The organism is Xanthobacter versatilis, from assembly GCF_043193975.1.
Taxonomy (GTDB): Bacteria; Pseudomonadota; Alphaproteobacteria; order Rhizobiales; family Xanthobacteraceae; genus Xanthobacter; species Xanthobacter autotrophicus_E.
Genome location: NZ_JBAFVB010000010.1, coordinates 125998 through 149623, shown reverse-complemented (window position 1 = coordinate 149623; position 23626 = coordinate 125998). Strand labels below are relative to the sequence as shown.

Here is a 23626-nt window from a genome sequence, read left to right as displayed (position 1 = left end):
GAGGACCTGTCAGGTTCAGAAGGTGACCGAGAAGGATTTGACGTAGCCCTTGCCGGGCACCGGCTTGCCCGAGGCTGCGGTGTCGAGCGGCACCACCACTTCGGAGGGATTGTCCAGGCCGTCCTCCACGGCGGTGTCGACATGGACCTTGTATCCGGCGTCGATCATGGCGTCGGCGAGGTCGAGGCTGATCTTCAGTGTCTTGCCGGAGCCGATGCTGGCGCCGGTGATGCCGTCGATCTCGGTCGCCCGCCCGCCGGAGGCGCGCTGCCAGTCACTGAGGTGGCGGTAGTATTTCGCCTTGCCGCCAGCCATCCACAAAGTGCCTTTGTAGGCGCCCGCGGCATCGGTGACGTAGAGCGCCACATAGGCGCCGTTGCCGCCATAGGCCTTGAGGGTGGTCTCGAAGGTGACCTGGCGGGCCTCGGCGACCACCGGGGCGATCAAGGCGGCGGTGGCAGCCACGGCGGGGAGGATGAATTTCATCGGTCTGTTCCTGGGGGAGAAAGGGGGAGAGGGTCGGCAGCGGCTCACTGCACCTCGACCTTCGGGCGGGCCTTGCCGTTGAAGAGGCCGTTGTCGGGCACCGGGGCGCCGGGATCGGCCGGGCCGGCCTGCGGGATTGCGCCGCGGCGGCCACCCTCGTCGTCATCATCATCATCATCGTCGTCCTCCGCGTGATGGCGGCGGCCGTGATGCCGCTCGTCTTCGCCGCGCTCGCGATCCTTCTGCGCGACGCGGAGCGGGCGAGGGGCGGTGGCTTCCTCGCTGTCGTGGTGGGTGCGGAAGCGGTGGCCCAGGTGGTCGGCCTGCGTCGCCGCCAGGACGACGCCGAGGCCGGCGGTGGACAGGAGAAGGGACGCTGCGATGAGGGTCCGTGGCTTCATGGGGGCCTCCCGGCGGGTGTTGACCGGGAGTACCCTTGCGTCCCCATCTGACGGCGACCTGAAGCGGATGCGGATCTGCGTTCAGCTTCCCGTCAGGATCGCGGCGCGGCGGGGAAGCGGACCGTGGTGCGGAAGCCGTCCGCCGCGCCCGGGATCGGCGAGGCAAGGTCGAGGGTGAGGCCCGCGCCGCGGCAGATGGCGGCGGCGATCGCGAGGCCGAGGCCGGAGCCTTCCGCGCCCGTGGGGCCGCGCTGGAACGGGCGCACGAGGCCCGCCAGAACGTCTGCCGGCACGACGGGGCCGCAATTTGCGACCTCGAACAGGCCGTCGTCCAGCCGCACCTCCACCGGAGTCTCGGGCTTGCCGTGCTTCAGCGCGTTCTCGATGAGGTTGCGCGCGAGGATGGCGAAGGCGTCCGGATCGAGATCGGACAGCGGGCCGCCGTTCGCCGGGATAGACAGCGCGATGTCGGTGCCGCGGCCGGTCTGGCGGTCAATGTCCGAGACCACGTGGCGCAGCACTGGTGCGAGCGGCGCGGGCACCTCGGCGACGAGGCCGCCCCCCTCGGCCTTGGCAAGCTGCAGCAGCTTTTCGGACAGGCGCGAGAGCCGGCGCAGGGCGCCCGCGATGGCGCGCGCCCGTTCCTGTTCCGGACCTTCGGGCAGCTCGACCATGAGGCGCTGGGTCTGGGCCAGCGCCGCGGCGATGGGGGTGCGCAACTCGTGGGCACTGTTGGCGGTGAAGCCACGCTCCGCATCGAGCGCTCCGCGCAGGCGGTCCAGCAGCGCGTTCACCGCGGCCGCGACGGGCGCAACCTCCTCCGGCAACCCCGCCGTTGCCACGGGCGTGAGATTGCCGTGCCCGCGCGCCTCGATGGCGCGGCGGAAGGCGAGCACCGGCTTGAGCGACAGCCGGACCGAGAGCCAGACACCGGCGAGCGCGATGGGCACCAGCGCGACGAGAGGCCAGATCAGCGCCGCCACGGCCCGTCGCACCGCCGCGGCGCGGTGCCCGAGATCCTCGGCCGTGGTGACCACGATGGTGCCGCTTACCGCCGCCTCGGTGTAGGTGCGCAGCCGGTCGGTGCTGTGGAAGCCAGGGGCAAGGCCCGCCGGAATCGCCATGAGCTCGGCGTCACTGGACTGGAGCAGCACGCGGCCCGCGCCGTCGCGCACCACATAGGTGATGTATTCCCGGTGGGGTCCGATGGGCGCCATGTGCTGGGGCGCGTCTCCGGCCTCGCGGGAGAGCAGCTCGGAATAGGCCAGCGGCAGCACACGCTGCGCCACTTCCTGCAACGCGCTGTCGAACACCTCGCCGATCTCGTGCTGCAGCACGAGGCCTGCCACCGTGGCCGCGGCCAGCCACAGCGCCGCCATCGCCCCCGCGAGCCCCAGCCCGAGGCGTTGGCGCAGGCTCCACCGGCCGGGCTGGCGCGGCCCGCTCACGCACGCACCTCCGGCGCACCGAGGCGATAGCCCATGCCGCGCACCGTCTCGATCACCTGCGCTCCCAGCTTCTTGCGCAGGCGCCCGACATAGACCTCGATGGTGTTGCTCTCCACCTCGGCATCGAAGGAATAGAGCCGCTCCTCGAGCTGTGGCTTCGACATGAGCTGGTGGGGACGCTGGACGAAGGCCTCGAACAGCGACCATTCGCGACCGGTCAGCACCACCGGCCGCCCCGCCCGCCACACCGAGCGGGCGGCCAGATCCACCTCGATATCGCCGAACGACACCAGCGGATTGGGATTGCCGGCATAACGCCGCCCCACCGCCCGGATCCGCGCGCTGAGCTCGAACAGGTCGAACGGCTTGACCAGGTAGTCGTCGGCGCCGGCATCGAGCGCCGCGATGCGATCGGAGATCTGGTCCCGGGCCGTCAGCACGATGACGGGCGTGACGTCGCCCGCAACTCTCAGGCGCTTCAGGAAATCCAACCCGCGCCCGTCCGGCAGCATCAGGTCGAGCAGGACCAGCTCGAAGGCGGCGGCATGGATCGCCTCGGTGGCGTCGTCCAGACGGGTCACCCAGTCGGGCGTATGCCCGTCGGCGACGATCTGGTCGCGCACGGCCATCCCGAGGACAGGGTCGTCTTCGACCAGTAGAATCCGCATGTGTCGCCCCGGCGTGTTCCTTGCCAGTTTAGCGCGGCGGCCGCGCCGGTGGGGCGCCATAATTCCGGCGGGCGTTCAGGTGGGTGTCAGTTCGGCGTGTTTTCTGGTGGCGGGCCGCGCATGTCGGAGGAGCTTTGGTGAGACGCACAGTTGCAGCGACACTGGTTCTCGCCGTGTGTCTCGGCGCGGGGCCGGCGGTGGCCGATCGGGCCTGCACCGTGCCGCTGGCTGACTGGCAGCCGCGCGACGCCCTCCAGAAGAAGCTGGAGGGGGAGGGGTGGACCGTGCTCTCGATCCGGTCCGACGACGGCTGCTACAAGGTCAGGGCGACCAATACGCGCGGCGAGCGCCTGAAAGCGAAATACGATCCCGCCAGCCTACAGCGGATTCCACGGACGCCGGACGATTCAGACGACGACTGATAGGTGGACGTGCAGGAGTGCCGTGTCGGGCGGCGGATCTTCGCACCACTCCCATAGGGTCCGGCAAGGGGAGGGGAGTGGTTTACATAGGGTAACCCCCTATATTATAAATCGATCATGGCGCATACGATCAAGCACAAGACCAAGCTTCTCGCCCGCATCCGCCGGATCAAGGGGCAGGCCGAAGCCGTGGAGCGCGCTCTGGAGGCGGAACTCGGCTGCACCGACGTGCTGATGCTGGTCGCCTCCATGCGCGGCGCCATCAACGGACTGACGGCGGAGCTGATGGAGGACCACATCCGCCATCACGTCGTGAACCCGGATGCCGAGCCGGACCCCGAGCGTGCCAAGGGCGCGGCCGACCTGATCGAGGTCGTCCGCACCTACCTCAAGTGATCTGAGAGCAAGATGACTGGCTTTACAGACCTGCTCCAGCAGGGGGCCGCACACGCCTGGCTGTTCATCCCCTCGGCCATCCTGCTCGGTGCCCTGCACGGGCTCGAGCCAGGCCATTCCAAGACGATGATGGCCGCCTTCATCATTGCCATCCGGGGCACGCTGACCCAGGCCGTGCTGCTGGGCCTCGCCGCGACGGCCTCGCACACGGCGGTGGTCTGGCTGATTGCCCTCGGCGGGCTGTATTTCGGGCAGCAATGGGGTGGCGAGGCCAGCGAACCCTATTTCCAGCTCGCTTCAGCCGTGGCGATCATCGCCATCGCCGCCTGGATGGCCCGGCGGACATGGCGCGAGCAGAGCGCCGTGCATCCCCACCACCATGAGGACGAGACCCGTCTCGTCCCGACCGTGGAGGGGGAACTGGCGCTCGACATCTTCGAGGACGGCGTGCCGCCGCGCTGGCGCATCTCCAGCCCCGCCGGGCGCAGGCTTCCTGACGCCGAGCGCGTCTGTCTCGAAATCCTGAGGCCCGACGGTGGCCGCCAGGTCTTCCCGTTCGTGAACCGGGGTGAGTTCATCGAGAGCGCGCACGACATTCCTGAGCCCCATGCCTTTTCAGTGGTGCTGCGACTGCCCCTCGCCGACGGCGGGGAGGAGGTTCATACCCTCGCCTTCGAGGAGCATGACCACGCCCACATGAATCTCGGCGACGAGGACGATGCCCACGCCCGCGCCCACGCCGCCGATATCCGCAATCGCTTTGCCGGCCGCTCGGTGACGACCTGGCAGATCATCCTCTTCGGGCTGACCGGCGGGCTGATCCCGTGCCCGGCGGCGATCACGGTGCTGCTCATCTGCATGCAGCTGAAGGCGTTCAGCCTCGGCTTCGTGCTGGTGCTGTGCTTCAGCATCGGCCTGGCGCTCACGCTGGTTGCGGCCGGGGTGCTCGCCGCGCTCAGCGTCCGGCACGTCTCGCAGCGCTGGTCAGGCTTCAGTGCGTTCGCCCGGCGCGCCCCCTATGCCTCGGCCGCGCTGATCCTGATGGTTGGCCTTTATACCGGCTGGCTGGGCTGGCATGGTCTTTCACGGGAGCACGCGCCGTCGGCCGGCATCAGCGCGGCCACGGTGCGGGGCGCTCTCTCGCCGTTGCCAACTTCAGATGGCGAAGCCGGCCTGCTGGGATAAAAGGGCTTGTCCGCGAAGCCGCCGGCGCGCTTGCGGGACGGCTACGCAGGAGTGCGTCACCCCGTGTCCCCCGAAGGCCATATCCTGATCGTCGACGACGACGCGGAGATCCGGCGCCTCGCCGGCAAGTTCCTGCGCGAGCATGGGCACAAGGTCACCACGGCCCAGGACGCGCGCGAGATGCGCGAGGCGATGAAGGCGGGGCCGGTGGATCTCATCATCCTCGACATCATGCTGCCGGGCGCGAGCGGGCTCGACCTGTGCCGGGACATCCGCCGCACCTCCAGTGTGCCCATCATCATGCTCACCGCGCGCGGCAGCGACGTGGACCGCATCGTGGGGCTGGAGCTGGGTGCGGATGACTATCTGTCGAAGCCGTTCAATCCGCGCGAGCTGCTGGCGCGCATCCATGCGGTGCTGCGGCGCATGCGGCCTTCCGGTGGCGTCGCGACCGGCGGCTCCCTGCTCAACTTCGCCGGCTGGACGCTCGACACCCGCCGGCGCGAGCTCACCAATCCGGCTGCCGTCGTGGTGGACCTCTCCACCGGCGAATACGACCTGCTCCTGACCTTCCTCGAACACCCCCAAAGGGTACTGACCCGCGACCAACTGATGGACGCCGCCAAGAACCGCACCGCCACGGGCTTCGACCGCGCCATCGACATCCAGGTCAGCCGGCTGCGCAAGAAGCTGGAATCCCACGGTGGGCCGGAGATGGTGAAGACCGTGCGCGGCGCCGGATATTTCTTTGTCCCGGAGGTGGAACGCTCGTGATCCGCGCCCTCATACACGCATCGGACAGCCTCGCCGTGCGCACCGCCGTGGTGGCGGTGCTGGGCATCGTTGTCGTGCATCTGCTGAGCCTGTGGACCTACGAGCACGCCATGGAGCGCGAGCGCCACGCCGCCCACGCGATCCGCCTCGCCGACCAGATCGTCTCGCTGCGCCGGTCGCTCATGGCGGCGGCACCGGAGAGCCGCGAGGATGTGGCCCATGACCTGTCCGGCGGCGCCATCGACGCCCACTGGAGCCGGGAAGCCATGGCCGCGCCCGGCTCCCATGTGGTGGAGGGATGGCAGCGCCTCGCCGACGACGTGCGCACGCTGGCGCCCGACCTCGGGCCACGGGACGTGCTGGTTGGGGCGGGCACCGACCCGCACCTCAGCCTCGTCGCCGTGCGCCTTCCGGACGGCAGCTGGCTGAACGCCCGCCTGTTCGCCTCCGTGCCGCAGGCGGCCGGGGCGCACGGATCGGTGCTGTCCACGACCCTCATGGCGTCGGGCGTGCTGCTGCTATCCCTCGCCATCGCCGCCTGGCTGACGCGGCCGCTCCGGGCCATGGCGCGCACCGTCGCGACCTTGCCTCCGGATGCCTCGCTGGTGCGGTTGCCGGAGACCGGCCCCAAGGAGGTGCGGGAGCTGGCCCACGCCTTCAACGGCATGCAGGCCCGCATCGCCGAGCTGATGGAACGGCGCACCCAGGCCCTTGCCGCGGTCTCCCACGATCTGCGCACACCCATGACGCGCCTGCGCTTCCGCATGGAGGACGTGGGCGATCCGGTCCTGCGCGCGGCCATGACCGCGGATGTGGCGGAGATGGAGCAGATGGTGGACGCCACCCTGTCCTACCTGCGGGGCGAGGCCAGCGAGGAGCCGGTGCGCCCGCTCGACCTCGTGGCGCTGGTGGAGACGCTGGTGGACAATGCCCGCGACCGGGGCCTTGCCGCCGATCTTTCCGCGCCGCCGCGCCTCGTCGTGGCGGGCCGCCTCGTCAGCCTGAAGCGGATGGTGTCGAACCTCTTGGAGAATGCGCTCCTTTATGGCGGCGCAGCGCATGTCGTGCTTGCGGAGGAGGGCGGCGGGGCGGTGCTGACGGTGCGGGACGAGGGCCCCGGCATTCCCGATGACCAGCTTGCCGCCGTGCTGGAGCCCTTCGTGCGGCTCGAAGCCTCCCGCAGCCGCTCCACCGGCGGGGTGGGGCTGGGCCTTCCCATCGCCCGCGCGGTGGCTGAGGCGCATGGCGGCTCGCTGACCCTCGAAAACGGCGCTGGCGGCGGGTTGGTCGTCACGGTGCGTCTGCCCAAGGTCCAGCCTGAAACAATCTGATACAGAAGCGATACGCGGCGTGACAGCCCGCGCGCTATCTGGCTCCCGTACCACCGGATCAAGGATCGGACGGGTTGAAGGATGGCGCGTCATTTCGTGCGGAGAGCATGCCTTGGGCTGTGCGCCCTTCTCGCCGGCCTGATGCTGGCGACGGGCGCGAGCGCCCACGAGGGCCATGACCATGGCGCGCCCGCCACACCACCGGTGACGACGCTCGCCCCCCGCGCCGAGGCCGCCTCCGCCGATTTTGAGCTGGTCGCGGTGCTGCGCGACGGCATGCTCGCCATCCACCTCGACCGCTTCGCCGACAACGCGCCGGTGGACGGCGCCACCATCGAAATGGACACGCCTGAAGGCGTGCAGGCCGCAAGGCCGATGGCGCCCGGCACCTATGCGGTCGCCGCTGCCTTCGCCGCGAAGCTGGGCGCGCACGATCTCGCCTTTACGGTCACGGCCGGCGGCACGGTGGACGTGCTCGCAACAACGCTCACGGTGCCCGCGGCCCCGGCGCTGGCTGACTCCCGTGCCACCCCGACGGTGCTGGCGCTGCTGGGCGGGTCGCAGCTGGGCTTGCTCGCGGGCGTGGTCATCGGCTTTCTCGCGGCCGTGCTCTTGATGTCCTTGCGGCGGCGCATGGTGGCGCTCGTTCTCGCCGCCGGCCTGGGGCTTGCCGCATCCCTGCCGCCGGAGGCGCAGGCCGCGGATGCGCCGAAGCCTTCAACCCGCGATGCCGCCCAGCGCCTGCCTGACGGCTCGGTGATCGTGCCGAAGCCGGGCCAGCGCATCCTCGGTGTGCGCACCATCGTAACGGCATCCGCGAGCCATGCCCGCGCGGTGGAGCTGCCGGGGCGGGTGGTGCCGGACGCCAATGCCAGCGGGCTGGTGCAGACGGCGGTGGGTGGGCGGCTGGCGCCGCCGCAGGGCGGCTTCAAGCCGCTCGGTACCAAGGTGGCGGCGGGCGACATCCTCGCCTACGTGCACCCGCCCATCGGAGCCTCGGATCTCAAGGATCTGGAGCAGCAGGGCTTTGAGCTGGACCAGCAGATCGCCATCGTGAAGCGCCGCTACGAACGCCTGTCCGCCATCCAGAACGCCGTCACCCGCCGCGAGGTGGAGGAGACGGAGATTGAGCTGAAGGGCCTTCAGACCCGCCGCGCCACGCTGGAGCGGGTACAGCGCGAGCCGGAGGCGTTGCGCGCGCCCGTCGCCGGAGTCATCGCCACGTCGGACGCGGTGGCGGGGCAGATGGCGGACCCGAACACGGTGGTGTTCCGCATCATCGATCCCGAGCGGCTGTGGGTGGAAGCGCTGGGCTTCTCGCCGGAAGTCGGCAGGTCCGGCGCTTCGGGCCGGTTGCCCGATGGCCGCTCGGTCACGCTCGCCTTCCTCGGCGCCGGGATGTCCGAGCGCAGCCAAGCCGTTGCGCTGCAGTTTTCTGTCACCGCAGGTGTCGAGGGACTGCGCCCCGGCCAGTTTCTCACGGTCCTCGCGGAGGCCGGCGCCCCGCGCACGGGCATCGCCATCCCCCGCACGGCGGTGGTGCGCGGGGCGAACGGCCAGGCCATCGTCTACGAACATGTCAGCGCTGAACGCTTCGTTGCGCGCGAGGTGAAGACGGAGCCGCTCGATGCCGGCCGCGTGCTGGTGACGGCCGGCCTGCCGCCCGATCGCCGCGTGGTCACCGAGGGCGCCGAACTCATCGACCAGATCCGCTGAGGCCGGCCGATGTTCACCTTCCTCGTCACCCAGTCCCTCAACAACCGCCTGCTGGTGCTGGCGCTGTCCCTCGCGCTGGTGCTCACCGGCGCCTATGCGGTCACGCGCCTCCCGGTGGATGTGCTGCCGGACCTCAACCGGCCCACCGTAACCATAATGAGCGAGGCGGAGGGCCTTGCCCCGGCCGAGGTGGAACAGCTCGTCACCTTCCCGCTGGAGACGGCCATGAACGGCCTGCCAGGCCTCATCCGCCTGCGCTCGGTGTCGGGGGTGGGGCTCTCCGTCCTCTATGTGGAATTCGATTTCGGCACCGACATCTTCCGCGACCGCCAGCAGGTCGCCGAGCGCCTCGCCTTGGTGCGGGACCGGCTGCCGGCGAACGTCGCCCCGCAGATGGGGCCCATCAGCTCCATCATGGGGCAGATCCTGATGTTCGCGGTGACGAGCGACACCGCGTCCCCCATGGCGGTGCGCGAGGCGGCGGACTTCATCATCCGCCCGCGCCTGCTCGCCATTCCCGGCATCGCGCAGGTCATTCCCATGGGCGGGGAGGTGCGGCAGTTCCGCGTGTCGCCGGACCCGGCCGCCATGCGCGCCCTCGGCATCTCCGTCGATGCGCTGGAACAGGCGGTGGCGCAGTTCGGCACCAATTCCGGCGGTGGCTTTGCCGACCATGGCGGGCGCGAGTTCCTGATCCGCAACATCGGCCGCACTCTCAGCCTCGACGACCTGAAGGGCCTGGTGCTGCCCCGTCCCGGCGGCGGCACCGTCTTCCTGCACCAGGTGGCGCAGGTGGATTATGCGGCCCGCCTGAAGCGCGGCGATGCCGGCTATATGGGTCGGCCGGCGGTGATCGTCTCGGTGGAGAAGCAGCCGGAGGTGGACACGATCGCCCTCACCCGCGCGGTGGAGGACGCGGTCAACGATCTCAACCGCACCCTGCCCGACGGCATCCGCATCTCGCCGCCGGTGTTCCGGCAGGCGGACTTCATCTCCGCCTCCATCGGCAACGTGGAAAAGGTGCTGCTGGAGGCCATGGCGGTGGTGGCCGTGGTGCTGTTCGCGTTCCTGCTGAACTGGCGCACCACCTTCATCTCGCTCACCGCCATTCCGGTTTCGATCCTCGCCACGGCCATCGTGTTCCACGCCTTCGGCCTCTCCATCAACACCATGACGCTCGGCGGCCTCGCCATCGCCATCGGCGAACTGGTGGACGACGCGGTGGTGGACGTGGAGAACATCTTCCGCCGCCTGCGCGAGAATGCCGCCGCAGCGGCGCCGCGGCCCGTTTTCGACGTGGTGGTGGCGGCGAGCCGGGAGGTGCGCTCCGGCATCGTCTATGCCACCGCCATCATCGTGCTGGTGTTCGTGCCCTTGTTCGCGCTGCCGGGCATCGAGGGGCGGCTGTTCGCGCCGCTGGGGCAGGCCTATATCGTCTCGATCCTTGCGAGCCTTGCCACCTCCCTCACGCTCACGCCGGTGCTTGCCTTCTACCTGCTACCCGCGCTCAGCCGGCATCGGGAACGCGAGAGCGTGCTGGTGCGCGTCCTTAAGCGCGGATATGCCGGCCTGCTCGCCGCCGCCTTTCGCCATCCGCGGCTGGTGACGGGCGCCGCCGCGCTGCTCTTCGTCTCGGCGGTGGCGGCGGCCGTGGGCTTGCCGCGCGCCTTCCTGCCGCCCTTCAACGAGGGCTCGCTCACCATCTCCATGTCGTTCCGGCCCGGCCTTTCTCTGGCCGAGAGCCATCGCATGGGCCTTGTGGCCGAACAGCTCATCCTAGAGGTGCCGGAGGTGAAGGCGGTGGGACGCCGCACTGGCCGGGCCGAGCTGGACGAGCATGCCGAAGGCGTCCATGCCTCCGAGATCGAGGTGGATCTGCGCCCCTCAGCGCGCAGCCGGGCGGAGGTCACCGCCGACATCCGCGACCGCCTCTCGGTGCTGCCGGCCGCCTTCAATGTCGGCCAGCCCATCTCCCACCGGCTCGACCACATGCTCTCCGGCGTGCGGGCCGAGATCGCCCTCAAGCTGTTCGGCGATGACCTCGACACCCTGCGCACCACGGCGGAAGACCTGCGGGCGCGCCTCGCCGGCATTCCCGGCCTCACGGACCTGCAGGTGGAACGGCAGGTGCGCGTGCCGGAAGTGACGGTGCGCGTGGACTATGGCCGCGCCGCCCTTTACGGCCTCCAGCCCGCGCAGGTCACCGACGCGCTGGAGCGGCTGTCCAACGGCCGCGTGGTCTCCCGCCTCGTGGACGGCGCGCGGCGTTTCGACGTGGTGGTCCGCCTGCCGGATGCGGCCCGCACCACGCAGGGGCTCTCCGACCTTCTCATCGAGACGCCCTCCGGCTGGGTGCCTCTGTCCGAGGTGGCCGAGGTGAAGGAGACGGACGGACCGAACCAGATTCTGCGCGAGAGCGGGCGCCGGCGCATCGTCGTTCTCGCCAACACCTCCGGCGGGCGCGACATGGCGGCGGTGGTGGCCGACATGCGCGGGGTGATCGCGGCGGCGGCCCTGCCGGCCGCTGTCTCCGCGGGCCTTGAAGGCACCTTCGCCGCGCAGGAAGAGTCCATGCGCACCATCGGCGGCCTGTCGGCGGTCTCGGCGCTGCTCGTCTTCGCGCTCCTCTACAGCCGCTACCGCTCGGCGCTGTTCGCCGCCATCATCATGGGTAGCGTGCCCTTGGCGCTCATCGGCGCGGTGGGCGCGCTGTGGATCGCCGGGCAACCCCTGTCGGTGGCGAGCATGATCGGCTTCGTGACGCTCACCGGCATCGCCGCGCGCAACGGCATCCTGAAGATCAGCCACATCATCAATCTCGCCATCGCCGAGGGCATGGCGTTCGGCCCCGCGCTGGTGATGCGCGGCAGCCTGGAGCGGTTGACGCCGGTGCTGATGACTGCCGCATCCGCCAGCATCGCTTTGCTGCCGCTCATGAGCGGGGCTGAGGTGCCGGGCAAGGAAATCCTTCATCCCGTCGCCATCACCATTTTCGGCGGCCTGGTCAGCGCCACGCTGCTCGACGCCGTTCTCACCCCCGTCCTCGTCCTGCGCCATGGCCGCCGCCCGCTGGAGCGGCTGGTGGCGGCGGCGCGGGAGACGGCCCCCACCCCTGCCGCCGTCCGCGCGGACGCCTTCTGACCGGAGCCTGCCATGATCTTTCGCCGTCTTCTGCTGGCCGTCCTCAGTCTCCCGCTGCTCGCCTTGCCTGCTCTCGCCCATGAGCCCGGCGCGGGGGCGAACGGCGGGGTGCGGGTGGATGCCGGCCATTACCACGCGGAGCTGTTGGCCGACGGCACGCCCGCCGTCTCCCTCTATCTCAGCGACGGCGCCGACAAGCCGGTTGCGGCGGACGGATTCAAGGCCAACGCCATCCTCGTGGTGGACGGCAAGGCCCAGCGCTTTGCCCTCTCGCCCGCCGGCGGCAACCGGCTTGCCGGGACGGCACCGGTCGCCATCCCAAAGGGCGTGAAGGGCGTGGTCCAGATTTCCGCGCCCGACGGCGCCTCCGCGCAGGCCAAATACTGAAGACCGACCGCCCCCTTCGCTTCGCCTTGTCTGCCCGGCGACGAGCCAAAGAGACCGACCATGACCCGACCCATGTTCCAGTCCGCTCCCTCGCGCCGCACCGTCCTTGCCGGCGGCGCGGCACTCGGCGCCCTCGCCCTTTCCGGCGGCTGGCAGCGCGCCCTTGCCGCCCCGCTGCTCACGGTGGAAAGCCTGACCCTCGACGTGAATGGCAAGGCGGCGAAGGTCTTCGCCGTGAAGGGCCCTTCCGGTGAAGGCCTGTTCGCGAAAGAAGGCGACCGGCTCACCGGCGCGGTGCTCAACGCCTCGCAGAGCCCGGCGGTGATGCACTGGCACGGCCAGATCTTTGCCCCGCCGGACCAGGACCGCGCCCGCCCCAATGGCGGCGAGCTTGCCCCCGGGGGCATTGATCAGGTGGATTTCCGCCTCACCCCGGGCACCCACTGGATGCACTCCCACACCTTGAGCGAGCAGCAATTGCTCGCCGCGCCGCTGGTCACCCGCGAGGCGGATGCGGGCGATGTCCAGGACGTGGTGGTGATGCTGCACGATTTCTCCTTCCGCAGCCCGGAGGAGATCCTGGCCGAGCTCGGCGGCGCGAACACGCACGGCGGCCACGGTGGCCACGGCATGGGCCAGCAGATGCAAGGCATGCCGGGCATGGCGATGCCGGGAATGGACCATTCCGGCCACGGCATGGGCGCAATGGGGGCAGGGCAGGGCGCTATGCCGGGCGGCGCCATGCACGGCGGGGGCATGCAGGGAGGCGGCATGCAAGGAGGCGGCATGCCAGGTGGCGGCATGCCGGGCGGCGGCATGATGGTGCACGCCAATGATGTTGCCTACGACGCCTTCCTCGCCAACCGCCGCACCCTCGCCGATCCGGATGTGGTGCAGGTGGAGAAGGGCGGCCGGGTGCGGCTGCGCATCATCAATGGCGGCACCGCCACCGCCTTCTTCATCACCGTGCCCGGCCTGAAGGCGACCTGCATCGCCGTCGACGGTACGCCTTGCGTCCCGTTGGCGGCGGATGCCTTTCCGCTCGCCCAGGGCCAGCGCATCGACCTCCTCGTGGAGATCCCCGCGAGCGGCGGCGCCTTTTCGGTGCTGGCGCAGGTGGAAGCCTCACCCCGCCGCACCGGCCTCGTGCTCGCGACGGCGGGCGCTGCCATCGCCCGCGTTGGGGAGATGGCCGACAGGCCGCAGGGCCTTCTCGACCTCGCTTTCGAGGGGCAGCTTTCCGCCTTGAATCCTCTCTCGGTGCGGCAGGCAGACAAGGTCTTCCCCATCATGCTGGGGGAAGAGCCAGGCTACCGCTGGACCCTCAATGGGCGCATCCATGGGGAGGACGTGCCCTTCAGCGTGCAGCAGGGCGAGCGGGTGGAGATGACATTCCTGAACCCCACCGGCATGAGCCATCCCATGCACCTGCACGGTCATCACTTCCAGGTGGTGGGCATCGGCGGGCGCCGCTTTTCCGGGGCGCTGCGTGACACGGTGATGGTACCACCGCATACGCCGGTGACCATCGCCTTCGATGCCGGGCAGAAGGGCGAGTGGTTCCTGCACTGCCACCACCTCTATCATATGGCCACCGGCATGATGGCCGTGGTGAAGGTGGCCTGATGCCGAAGGCGGAGGGCAAAAGGCGGTTCCAACTCACCATGGGTCATCAGAGGCGGCCGATCCCTGCTCCGTGGCCGTCCCCGGCCCGGGGACGGAGGGTGCGCCGGTGCCGGTCAGGGGCATGCCCCAACGTCACCGCTTCCCCTTCAGCGCGTCACGGAGGCGCGCGGAGGTTCCCGGCTTTGGTGCATGGCGGGTTGTGCGCACCGAAGGCCTGAGCTTGCCAGTTGAGCCGTGCGACGGCATGTTCGGCCCGGCGAGATGTTCAGCGGGTGGATGTTGGGGTATTTTCTCGTCGAGCAATAGGACATGGGACACTCAAAAATCATGATCATGGACGGTCAGAACGCCGCGGGTAGCGAAATTGACGAGGTCGCCGTGCCTGGGCATCGGTCGGGGACTCTCAATCGCCGGTCGTTTTTGTTCGGCTCCGCCATCGGTCTCGGCGCGCTCGGGCTGGCCGGTTGCTCGACGTCCGACGGTATCAGCCTCGCTGAGGCACAGCAGATCTACGGGCCGGTGCCCACCGAGAAATTCCCAATTCCGGCGGTCGACCTTAGCAAGGTCAATCCCAAGTATTTTCGCCGCACCGTGAGCTACGAATCCAAGGAAGCCCCCGGTACGATCATCGTCGATCCCGGCAATTATTACGTCTACCGCATCGAGGACGGCGGATCCGCCACCCGCTATGGCGCCAATGTCGGTCGCGCCGGGTTCCTGTGGAGCGGTGATGCCTATGTCGGGCGCAAAAGTGAGTGGGCAACCTGGACGCCGCCCAAGGAGATGATCCAGCGCCAGCCCGAGGCGGCCAAATACGCCCGCGGCATGCCGGGCGGGCTGGACAATCCACTCGGCGCCCGCACGCTTCATCTCTACCAGAACGGCACGTACACGCTGTACACGATCTATGCCACCAGCGATCCCGAGTCGATCGGCTCGGGCGTCACCAGCGGCTGCGTTGGCCTTCTCAGCCAGGACATGATCGAGCTCTACGCACGAACCCCCGTCAAAACCAAGGTCGTCGTGCTGCCGGCATAGCAACGGCCGGCTAAGGGTCCTGTTGGCGCTGATGCGGCTGGCGCCAAGATCTGGGGCGGTGTCAGAATTGGGGCGGTGTGGAGGGGTTTCGGCAGGCTTCGGCGTCGTGAAGTCCCTCTTTCCGGCCTTGATGATCCATGGCAGGTCGGATTTTGGTTAGGCCGACCTTGCTGGCGCGACACGCTGCCTACGGCGCGTGAGCCGCGGCGGGGGGAGAGACCAGCGCCGTCGGCGACCTGCATTCGGCCACACCGGTAGGAGGTTCCCTTCCAGCGCGGGTCCGGTGATTGCGTAAGTTTGCGCAGCGGTCCCGGTGGTACGCGTGCCGGGAAGCTGAAACGCGTCGCTCAGGCCGTCGATCATCGGGAACTGAAAATTGCCTCGCTTCATGCTGCGGGCCGTCTGTCGTTCGTAGCGCAGCAGGCGGGTACAGTGGCGCTCGTTCGACGATTCCCGAGGGTATGAACCATGTCCTTCCGCCGGTTGATTGGCGCCTGCGTCTCAGCGCTCGCTGCCGGCATCCTTTCCGCCGGGGTGATCGCGCTGGCAGCGGAATTCTCCTCGCAGCGCCCGGGACAGGCGCTCGGGCCCGGCGGGATCGGCGCGCTGACAGACCAGGCGCCAACGGGCTTCGTCGGCTCCGCAGCCTGCGCGGACTGCCATGGGGCACAAACCCGCGCCTGGCTCTCCTCCCAGCATGCCCATGCCATGGCCCGCGCCGAACCGCAGACGGTGCTCGGCAATTTCGACGACGCCCGCGTCTCGCACCAGGGCAGTTCGGCGCGCTTCTTCCGCGACGGATCGCGCTACATGGTCGAGACCGAGGGCGCCGACGGCAAGACTGCCGCGTTCGAGATCACCGATACGTTCGGCGTCCACCCTCTGCAGCAGTATCTCGTGACCTTTCCGGACGGGCGCCGCCAGGCACTGCCGTTCGCCTATGACACTCGGCCGGCCGCCGAGGGCGGACAACGCTGGTTTCATCTTTATCCGGACCAGATGATCGCACCCACGGACATCCTGCACTGGACCGGGTTGCAGCAGAACTGGAACTTCATGTGCGCCGAATGTCACTCGACGGCGCTGCGCAAGAATTATGATCCGGCTGCGAACCGCTTCGACACGCGCTTCTCCGAGATCAGCGTCGGCTGCGAGGCATGTCACGGTCCGGCAGGGCGCCATGTGGAATGGGCCCAGGGCCCTCGCGACCGCGAGGCGCCGAACAAGGGCTTTGCCTCGGTTGCCGCCCTTCGCCCGCCGGCGGACTGGACCATCGACCCGGCCACCGGCAGCCCGGCCCACGGCGTGTCACGGCCTGCAGGCGATGTCGTGGAGACTTGCGCCCGCTGCCATGCCCGTCGCAGCATCCTTTCGGAGGACTGGCGCCCCGGCCAGCCCCTGACGCAGACCCACCTGCCGACCTTCCTGTCCGAAGGCCTGTTCGAGGCGGACGGCACCATGCGGGATGAGGTCTTCAACGACCATTCCTTCAAGCAGAGCCTGATGTATGCCCGGGGTGTCACCTGCGGCGACTGCCACGAGCCGCATTCGGCCGCCCTGCGTGCGCCAGGCAGCGCGGTCTGCGCCCAATGCCACCTGCCGGAAAAGTTCGCGTCCGAGGCACACACGGGCCACGCGCCGGGACCGAAGGCTCCGGATTGCATCTCCTGCCACATGCCGGCGCGCACCTACATGGTGGTGGACAAGAGGCACGACCACTCCTTCCGCATTCCCCGCCCCGATGTTTCGGCGCAGCTCGGCATGCCGAACGCCTGCAACGACTGCCACAAGGACCAGTCGGCGAATTGGGCGGCCGAGGCCATCGCGCGCTGGCATGGGCCCGAGCGCAAGGGCTTCCAGGATTGGGCCGCGGCGTTCCACGACGCGCGCGGCGGCGATCCCGCGGCCCGCGAGGCGCTGATCCGGCTCGCCACGACGCCGGCGACGCCCGCCATCGTTCGCGCCACGGCGGTGAACGAGCTGCGGGGCTTCCCCTCCATCGCGACCGACGCTGCGATGCAGAAGGCGCTGTCCGATCCCGATCCGCTGGTACGCATCGCTGCCGTGGAGAGCGCCGCCGGACTGCCCCTCGAGACGCGCTGGCGGCGGCTCGCGCCGCTGCTGATCGATCCGGTTGCCGGCGTCCGCGTCGAGGCGGCGAACCAGCTTGCGGACCAGCCGCTGGCGTCGCTTTCAGCCGCCGACCGGGACCGGCTCAGCACCGCGTTCAGGGAATATGAGGCGGCGCAGCGCCTCAACGCGGACCGGCCGGAGGCCCGCTCCAATCTGGGCGGCTTTCTGCTACGCCGTGGCGACGTGGCGGGGGCCGAGGCCCAGTACCGTGCCGGCCTGAAGCTTCAGCCGGACTTGCCGGCGCTCGCGGTCAATCTCGCCGATCTCTACCGCCTGACGGGCCGCGAGCGCGAGGCGCAGGATGTCCTGGAGCGGGCGATCAAGGCCAATCCCGATGCAGCGGCGCCAAGGCATGCGCTGGGGCTCGCGCTCATCCGCCAGAAGCGCTATGGCGAGGCCCTGAACGAGCTCAAGCGCGCCTATGAGCTGGCGCCGGACAACGCCCGGTATGCCTATGTCTACGCGGTGGCGCTTCAGTCCCTCGGGCGCGCGCAGGACAGCGCCGCAGTGACCCGCGATGCCCTAGCTCGCGTCCCCAATGATGTCGACCTGCTGTCCTTGCAGCTGAACGAAGCCCTGCGCGCCGGCGATGTCGATCGCGCGCGGGAAGCCGTTTCGAAGCTCACGCTTCTGCGGCCGGATGACACCGAGATTGCGCGCCTGAATGCGCGCCTGCGCTGACGCCACCCATCGTATGGGTGGGGTAGCGCCCGCCGCGCGCTGCCCGCCGCCCCAATGCATCGGTGATGCCGACACGAAAACGCCCCGGCACCTCAACAGGTGCCGGGGCGCGATCGGCGTACCGCCTTGGCAGGCGCCTACTGGCCCCCGGCTACGTTCTTGAACTGCTCTTCGAGCTGGCTCTGGATCTGATCGATCGAGAAGCTCGCCGGGCGCTGCGCTGGCGGAAACTCCTTGAAGGTGCCCAGGAACTTCGCGACCCCAGCCTGGGCCGGCACGACCAGGTAGGCGCGGTCGAGCATCCAGTCGTAATAGGTGTTGGATGTGAGGTCGGCCCGCTCATAGGGATCGGAACGCAGGTCGAACATCTTGGGAAGACGCAGCTGCGTGAACGGCTCCGCCCAGACGCGCAGCGTGCCTGTCGCGCGCTGTTCAGAGAAGACCAGCTTCCAGTTCTCGTAGCGCATGGCCACGATCTGGCCGTCGTCGTTGAAGTAGATGAACTCCTTGCGGGCGCTCTTGTCGCTCTTTCCGGTGAGATAGTCGAGCTGGTTATAGCCGTCGAGATGGTTCTTGTACTGCTTGCCGGCAATGGTCGTGCCCTTGAGGAGCCGTTCCTTGATGGTCGTGTCTCCCGCCGCGGCGAGCAGGGTGGGGAACCAGTCGAGGCCGGAGAAGATGCCGTTGGCGACCGAACCCGGCTGGATATGCCCCGGCCAGCGGATCAGGGCCGGAACGCGGAATGCGCCTTCCCAATTGGTGTTCTTCTCGCTGCGGAATGGCGTGGTGCCCGCATCCGGCCAGGAATTCTGGTGGGGGCCGTTGTCGGTGGTGTAGATGACGATGGTGTTGTCGGCCAGCTTGAGCTGGTCGATCTTGTCGAGGATCGTGCCGATCACCTTGTCGGTCTCGATCATGCCGTCGGCATATTCGGTCAGCGCGGTGAGACCGGGCTTGCTGCGGTTTTCAGCGCGGACATGGGTGCGGAAATGCATCCGCGTGGTGTTCATCCACACGAAGAAGGGCTTTTTGGCCGCCGCCTGTCGGTCGATGAAGTCGATGGCGGCCTTGGAGGTCTCGTCGTCCACCGTCTCCATGCGCTTGCGCGTCAGCGGGCCGGTGTCCTCGATCTTGCCGTCGGCCGAGCTCTTGATGACGCCGCGCGGGCCGAACTGCTTGCGGAAGGCGGGATCCTGCGGATAGTTGAAATTCTCCGGCTCCTCCTCCGCATTGAGGTGGTAGAGGTTGCCCATGAATTCGTCGAACCCGTGCGCGGTCGGCAGGAATTCGTCGCGGTCGCCGAGGTGGTTCTTGCCGAACTGGCCGGTGGCGTAGCCGAGGTCCTTCAGCGCGGAGGCCATGGTGACGTCGCTGGCCTGAAGGCCGAGATCGGCGCCGGGCAGGCCCACCTTTGACAGGCCCGTACGCAGGGTCGACTGGCCGGTGATGAAGGTCGAACGGCCCGCCGTGCAGCTCTGCTCGGCATAATAGTCGGTGAACTTCAGGCCCTCGTTGGCGATCCTGTCGATGTTCGGCGTGCGATAGCCCATCAGGCCGAAGCTATAGGTCGACAGATTGGTTTGCCCGATATCGTCACCGAAGATGACGAGAATGTTGGGCTTGGAGGTCGGCTGCTGCTGTGCGGCTGCCGGCGTGACGGCTGTCAACGTCGCGGTCGCCGTGAGCATGAATGCTCCCAGTAATCCTCGGATACACATCCTCGCCTCCCATGAAAACTTGCGACGTATAGATACCGCTGAAGACGCCGCGATGACATGCTGCGCGCTGTTCCCGTCGATAAGGGGAAGCAACGGCCTCAATGCAGGGAAAGGATCCTTTGGCAAAGATGCAAAAGCAAGACAGTTTTTAGCGATCTGAACTGAGGTACAATATTGATGTTCATGGCAGGGCTTGTGTTTATTGACCTGTTTGTGCGGCGCAGAAACGATTTCGGGCCTGAGGCGGAGCCGGCCGGGTCGCCCTGGCGGTCGATCAGAGCACCTCTGCCGCAGTGTTCGCCATGAGGGCGCCGCGGGGTGCCCTGTCGTTCCTTTCGTTCTATTTCTTCTCGAAGGGGTAGATGACGTTCCAGTCGCTCTTCATGTCGACCACGGTCCAGCCGCGCCGGGGGGCCTCGTCGAGGGCCTTGTCGAGCCGCCCGAACGGGGAGGCGCGGTCATAGGCCCATTCCCGCTCGGCGTCGGTATGATGGACGATGAGGCCGAAGCGAGGTCCTGAGTTCAGCGTCGTCCATTGCAGCATCTGCAGGTCGCCGTCCGAATTGCCGGCGGCGAAAACCGGACGCCGGCCGATGAAGCGATTGATGCCCACCGGCTTGCCGGACCCGTCGTCCACGAACTCGACGGCGGGTAGCTTCACGATTTCAGGCTTGTCGCCGTCGAGGCGGAATTCGGTCTTTCCGGACGATCCCACGATCTGCTCGGGCGGTATGCCATAGATGCCCGGCGCCCACGGCCGCATGAACTCGATGCCGCCGCCGGAGACGATGAAGGTCCGAAACCCGTTCGCCCGAAGATAGGCGAGCAGTTCCAGCATGGGCTGGAAGACGAGGTCGGTATAGGGGCGGTCAAAGCGGGGATGGCGGGCGGTGGTGATCCAGTCGGTTACCAGCGCGCCGAAGTCCGACACGCTCATCCCGGCATGGGTGGCGGCCACGATTTCCAGCAACCCTTTCTCACCGGCGCCCGCCAGGGTCTTCATATCGCCCTCTAGCACGGCCTTGAAGGGTTGCTTGTCCTTCCATTCGGGATGGTCCTTGGCCAGGGCGCGGATGCGGTCGAAGGCGAATGCCGCCTGGAAATAGGCCGGCTGCTCGCTCCACAGGGTGCCGTCATTGTCGAAAACGGCGATGCGGTCCTCGACCGGAACGAAGTCCGGGCCGCCGTCCCGGGTGGTACGGGCGACGAAGTCGACGATCGCGGCCTTCGTGGCGCCCTGGTTCCAGGAGGGAAGGGGATCGGTCTGCGCGTGCGCCAGCGGCACGGCGACCAGAGCCAGCAAGGCCATGACCAGGAAGCGGCGTGTCAGGGGCAGTATCATCGCGCGCATCGCTAGCTCCTGCTGTTCCGGCTTGTCCCGGCGGTCCGCGGGGCACACGGGGAAAGGCTGCCTGGCTTATGAAGAGGCCTTCAACATGTCCGGCCGTGTGCCGGAACAATTCTTCGCGTCAGGAGAGATTTGGGGGCAATTAAATACCGTGCCGCGTTCTCGTGAGCGCGAAACCGGCGTCGGTGACGGACATCTCTGGCGGATCGAACGGCTCATTTCGCCCCCGTCACCGGAAAGGCCACTGTGAAGTAGCCGGCCGTGCCTTCAAGACGGTTCACCACGTCGAACTCGCGATAGATTTTCACGCGAGTCGACAACGGTGTGCCAGCGAACTCAAAATTGCAGGCAACGGTCCCACCGAGCGCAATCGCGCGTCCCTCGAACGGGCCGAGCCGCGCCCCCGGTCCGCTGTCGCCGGTGATCTAGTCGTAAAAGTAGCCCACGAGGCCGAGGGAGAACTGCTTCGTCAGCATCTTCGTGACGGCCCACTCGGCGTGAAACTCGGTACCGGTGGTGTACTCAGTCACCGGGTTGGTGCCGTTGAAGGTGACGCCAACCGCAGCCGAGGCCTCCCAGCCGCTGGTCGGGTCGAGCCAGGTGATCGCGCCCGAAACATCGGCTGCGACGCGGTGGAAGGCGAGGTTCGCGATCTCCCCTTCCCGGTAGTCGCCCACCGGGATGTTGAGAAGGCCAGTGACGTTCCAGTGCCAATTGCCGGAATGCCAGCCGAGCGACATGGTGGCTACCGGATCGCCGAAGATGAAGGCGCTGTCGGTCGCCCGGCGAGAGACGGGATTGACCGCTACCGGATTGACCAGCACGTCGGCAGACACGTCGGGCTGGCCGAGCGGTAGCAATAAACCGACGGCGAGGTTGCCGCCGAAGACCTCCGTGGGCAGCACCCAGGTGGCGGTCAGGAAGTCCGCGACGATCTGAGCATTCACCTCGGCGAGAATCTGCCCGCCCGAAGGAAACTGCTTATTTCCGCCGATGCTGCCGCTGTAATAGTAGACGTCGTCCTGCACGTAGAAGCCGGGGGGCGGGATATAGCCCGCCATGGGACCGCGGCCGCCGAGCAGGTAGAAGCCGATGCCATTCTCGGCGGCCTCGGCGGGGGCGGGCGCGAGAGACAAGACCGCGAGGCTGGAGAGGCCCGCGGCGAAGGTTGCCGCATGCGCAGACCGCTCTTTTGTCCGCATGGCTTCCTCCCTATTCGTGATACCTGCAGCAAGGCGAACGCATTCCTGACGGTACCCTCAATAGGGCCAGATGTAGTTCAGAATCGCCTGTTGACGCAGTATGACCTGACGGATCACGTGGCTAAGCTTCACGTGTTCGGTATAGATCGCCGCGCTGCCCACGCTGCCGGCCGGCAGGCGGTCCTCCAGCGTCGGGTCGTCGAGCGTCGCGCGTACAACGAACGGCTCGGGCGTCAGGTCCCGGTTCTCGGCGGCGGAACCGGACGGCGCGGTCTGTCCGGGTGCGATGGCCTGGAGCACGCTCTCGACACGACCGGTAAAGACCTGCCCGGGCAGAAGCTTGAAGGTGATCTCCACCTTCTGCCCCGGTTCGATATAGCGTGCATAGTTCTGCGGAACCTGAATGATGGTGACCGCCTCGGTGGTATCGATGAAGGCCATCACCGGAGACACCGCCAGGTTCGACACGCGCGCGCCCTTGCGCAGCGCCAGATTGGTGACATAGCCATCCGCCGGAGCGCGGACGATCGTCTTGTCAAGGTTCCACCGGGCACCATCGACCTGCGCCCTGAGCCGGTCCACCTCGCTCTGACGCTCTTCGACGTTGAATTCCGGCGCCGCCTGCTTCCGGGCCAGCTCGGTCATCTGGGCAAGGCGGGTCTCGGCGAGCTTCAGCTGCGCTTCCAGCGCGCGCAGCTGGGCTGAGTAGGGCGTGGGATCGATGCGGAACAGGACATCGCCGGCCTTGAGGGACACGTTGGGCGATACCGTGACCTCGATCACTTCTCCGCTCACGTCGGGAACGATGGAAACGGAGTGCCGCCCGATGATGGCGCCGCCTGTCGGGGCACCCCATCCCATGGGTATGAAGAGCACGACGTTCAGCAGCACCAGCACGGGGATGGGCGACAGTTTCCAGAGCAGGGTGTTGGGAATGATCTTCAGCCAGATCAGGGTGACGAGGATCGCGATATAGAGGTTCAGCAGCAGGACGATCATTGCGCCGCCTCCTGTTTGCGCTCCGGCCGGGCGGGCACGTCCACATAGGCCCAGATGAGCGCAATGGGCCACAGCACGAAGCCGCAGAGGAGCGTCACCCAGCCGGCGACCGAAACCGCCTCCGCCCAGGGGTGGGAGCGCCGCCGGGCGATGGCGCCAGGCGTCATCCCGAGGATGACGAAGAGCGCCACGGCGGAAGCGATGACGACGACGAGGACGATGATGGCGAAGATATCGATGAAGGCCATGATCCCACTCCCCTGCATCAATGCACAGGCACCGACCCTGCATTGAACCTCTGTCAGCAGTTCAAAGCATACACGAGGTTCTCCTCAAAGAAGGTCGATCGATAACTGGTATCTGTTGCCGACTTTGCGCCCAATGAAGTTAATTGCGGCAGGCCATAGTGTCAGAGTTTTTCGGGAGACCATAGTGGTCAATAATATTTGAATGCCGGTCGCAGGTATCTTGATGTGTATTTTGCAATTTGAGACGGCCCGTTTCATATGTCGAACGGAGACATGGC

The 23626-nt window shown here is 67.9% G+C and carries 20 protein-coding genes and 1 pseudogene; 11 read left to right on the top strand and 10 right to left on the bottom strand.

Annotation, left to right across the window (positions count from 1 at the left end):
* Positions 1–15 precede the first annotated feature (15 nt).
* The 4 genes from V5F66_RS18175 to V5F66_RS18160 all read right to left on the bottom strand — a co-directional run bounded on the left by V5F66_RS18175 (position 16) and on the right by V5F66_RS18160 (position 3003).
* Positions 16–486, bottom strand: coding sequence for a DUF2271 domain-containing protein (locus V5F66_RS18175; protein ID WP_012115371.1), 471 nt, complete (start codon positions 484–486; stop codon positions 16–18).
* Between the two features lie 44 nt (positions 487–530).
* Complete coding sequence (locus tag V5F66_RS18170) at positions 531–887, bottom strand: hypothetical protein (RefSeq protein WP_394001166.1); 357 nt, start codon at positions 885–887, stop codon at positions 531–533.
* Positions 888–979: 92 nt separating this feature from the next.
* Complete coding sequence (locus V5F66_RS18165; RefSeq protein ID WP_394094454.1) at positions 980–2266, bottom strand: sensor histidine kinase; 1287 nt, start codon at positions 2264–2266, stop codon at positions 980–982.
* 65 nt (positions 2267–2331) lie between these two features.
* Positions 2332–3003: a response regulator transcription factor gene (locus tag V5F66_RS18160; RefSeq protein WP_012115374.1), complete on the bottom strand. Its 672-nt coding sequence runs from the start codon at positions 3001–3003 to the stop codon at positions 2332–2334.
* A gap of 137 nt (positions 3004–3140) precedes the next feature.
* Between V5F66_RS18160 and V5F66_RS18155 the strand changes: the two genes are divergently transcribed.
* The 10 genes from V5F66_RS18155 (at position 3141) to V5F66_RS18110 (ending at position 15019) form a co-directional block, all read left to right on the top strand.
* On the top strand, positions 3141–3425 hold the full coding sequence (locus V5F66_RS18155; RefSeq protein WP_394009195.1) for a PepSY domain-containing protein: 285 nt from the start codon (positions 3141–3143) through the stop codon (positions 3423–3425).
* Between the two features lie 117 nt (positions 3426–3542).
* Complete coding sequence (locus tag V5F66_RS18150; RefSeq protein WP_012115376.1) at positions 3543–3821, top strand: metal/formaldehyde-sensitive transcriptional repressor; 279 nt, start codon at positions 3543–3545, stop codon at positions 3819–3821.
* 12 nt (positions 3822–3833) lie between these two features.
* Complete coding sequence (locus V5F66_RS18145; RefSeq protein WP_394094432.1) at positions 3834–5006, top strand: nickel/cobalt efflux transporter; 1173 nt, start codon at positions 3834–3836, stop codon at positions 5004–5006.
* Between the two features lie 63 nt (positions 5007–5069).
* Positions 5070–5780, top strand: a complete 711-nt coding sequence (locus tag V5F66_RS18140; protein ID WP_394094431.1) for a response regulator — start codon at positions 5070–5072, stop codon at positions 5778–5780.
* A complete protein-coding gene (locus V5F66_RS18135; RefSeq protein WP_394094430.1) occupies positions 5777–7111 on the top strand; it encodes an ATP-binding protein in 1335 nt (444 codons plus the stop codon). Before V5F66_RS18140 ends, V5F66_RS18135 begins: the two co-directional genes overlap by 4 nt.
* A gap of 81 nt (positions 7112–7192) precedes the next feature.
* Positions 7193–8827, top strand: a complete 1635-nt coding sequence (locus V5F66_RS18130) for an efflux RND transporter periplasmic adaptor subunit (protein WP_394094429.1) — start codon at positions 7193–7195, stop codon at positions 8825–8827.
* 9 nt (positions 8828–8836) lie between these two features.
* The gene (locus V5F66_RS18125; protein WP_394094428.1) at positions 8837–11968 is read left to right on the top strand and encodes an efflux RND transporter permease subunit; all 3132 of its coding nucleotides are present in this window, start codon (positions 8837–8839) and stop codon (positions 11966–11968) included.
* Between the two features lie 12 nt (positions 11969–11980).
* Entirely contained in the window at positions 11981–12355 is a 375-nt protein-coding gene (locus tag V5F66_RS18120) for a hypothetical protein (protein WP_012115382.1), read from the top strand.
* A gap of 60 nt (positions 12356–12415) precedes the next feature.
* Positions 12416–13981 carry a multicopper oxidase family protein gene (locus tag V5F66_RS18115; protein ID WP_394094427.1) on the top strand — a complete coding sequence of 522 codons (1566 nt, stop codon included), beginning with the start codon at positions 12416–12418 and terminating at the stop codon, positions 13979–13981.
* 327 nt (positions 13982–14308) lie between these two features.
* Positions 14309–15019, top strand: a complete 711-nt coding sequence (locus tag V5F66_RS18110; RefSeq protein WP_012115384.1) for a L,D-transpeptidase — start codon at positions 14309–14311, stop codon at positions 15017–15019.
* A gap of 156 nt (positions 15020–15175) precedes the next feature.
* Here V5F66_RS18110 and V5F66_RS18105 read toward each other — a convergent pair whose 3' ends face one another.
* Complete coding sequence (locus tag V5F66_RS18105; RefSeq protein ID WP_394094426.1) at positions 15176–15409, bottom strand: DUF1254 domain-containing protein; 234 nt, start codon at positions 15407–15409, stop codon at positions 15176–15178.
* A gap of 78 nt (positions 15410–15487) precedes the next feature.
* On the opposite strand from V5F66_RS18105, the gene V5F66_RS18100 reads away from it, so the two are divergent.
* Positions 15488–17833: a tetratricopeptide repeat protein gene (locus tag V5F66_RS18100; RefSeq protein WP_394094425.1), complete on the top strand. Its 2346-nt coding sequence runs from the start codon at positions 15488–15490 to the stop codon at positions 17831–17833.
* Positions 17834–17970: 137 nt separating this feature from the next.
* On the opposite strand, the gene V5F66_RS18095 is transcribed toward V5F66_RS18100, so the two are convergent.
* The 5 genes and pseudogenes from V5F66_RS18095 to V5F66_RS18075 all read right to left on the bottom strand — a co-directional run bounded on the left by V5F66_RS18095 (position 17971) and on the right by V5F66_RS18075 (position 23348).
* On the bottom strand, positions 17971–19521 hold the full coding sequence (locus V5F66_RS18095; protein ID WP_041575752.1) for an arylsulfatase: 1551 nt from the start codon (positions 19519–19521) through the stop codon (positions 17971–17973).
* Positions 19522–19891: 370 nt separating this feature from the next.
* The gene (locus V5F66_RS18090; protein ID WP_394053139.1) at positions 19892–20902 is read right to left on the bottom strand and encodes an HAD family hydrolase; all 1011 of its coding nucleotides are present in this window, start codon (positions 20900–20902) and stop codon (positions 19892–19894) included.
* Between the two features lie 212 nt (positions 20903–21114).
* Positions 21115–21960 (bottom strand): annotated as a pseudogene (locus V5F66_RS18085) (SphA family protein).
* 198 nt (positions 21961–22158) lie between these two features.
* Positions 22159–23100 (bottom strand): HlyD family secretion protein, encoded by a 942-nt coding sequence (locus V5F66_RS18080; RefSeq protein WP_394001192.1) that lies wholly within the window; start codon positions 23098–23100, stop codon positions 22159–22161.
* Complete coding sequence (locus V5F66_RS18075) at positions 23097–23348, bottom strand: DUF3302 domain-containing protein (protein ID WP_012115390.1); 252 nt, start codon at positions 23346–23348, stop codon at positions 23097–23099. The genes V5F66_RS18080 and V5F66_RS18075 overlap by 4 nt, the downstream gene beginning before the upstream one ends.
* Positions 23349–23626: the final 278 nt, after the last annotated feature.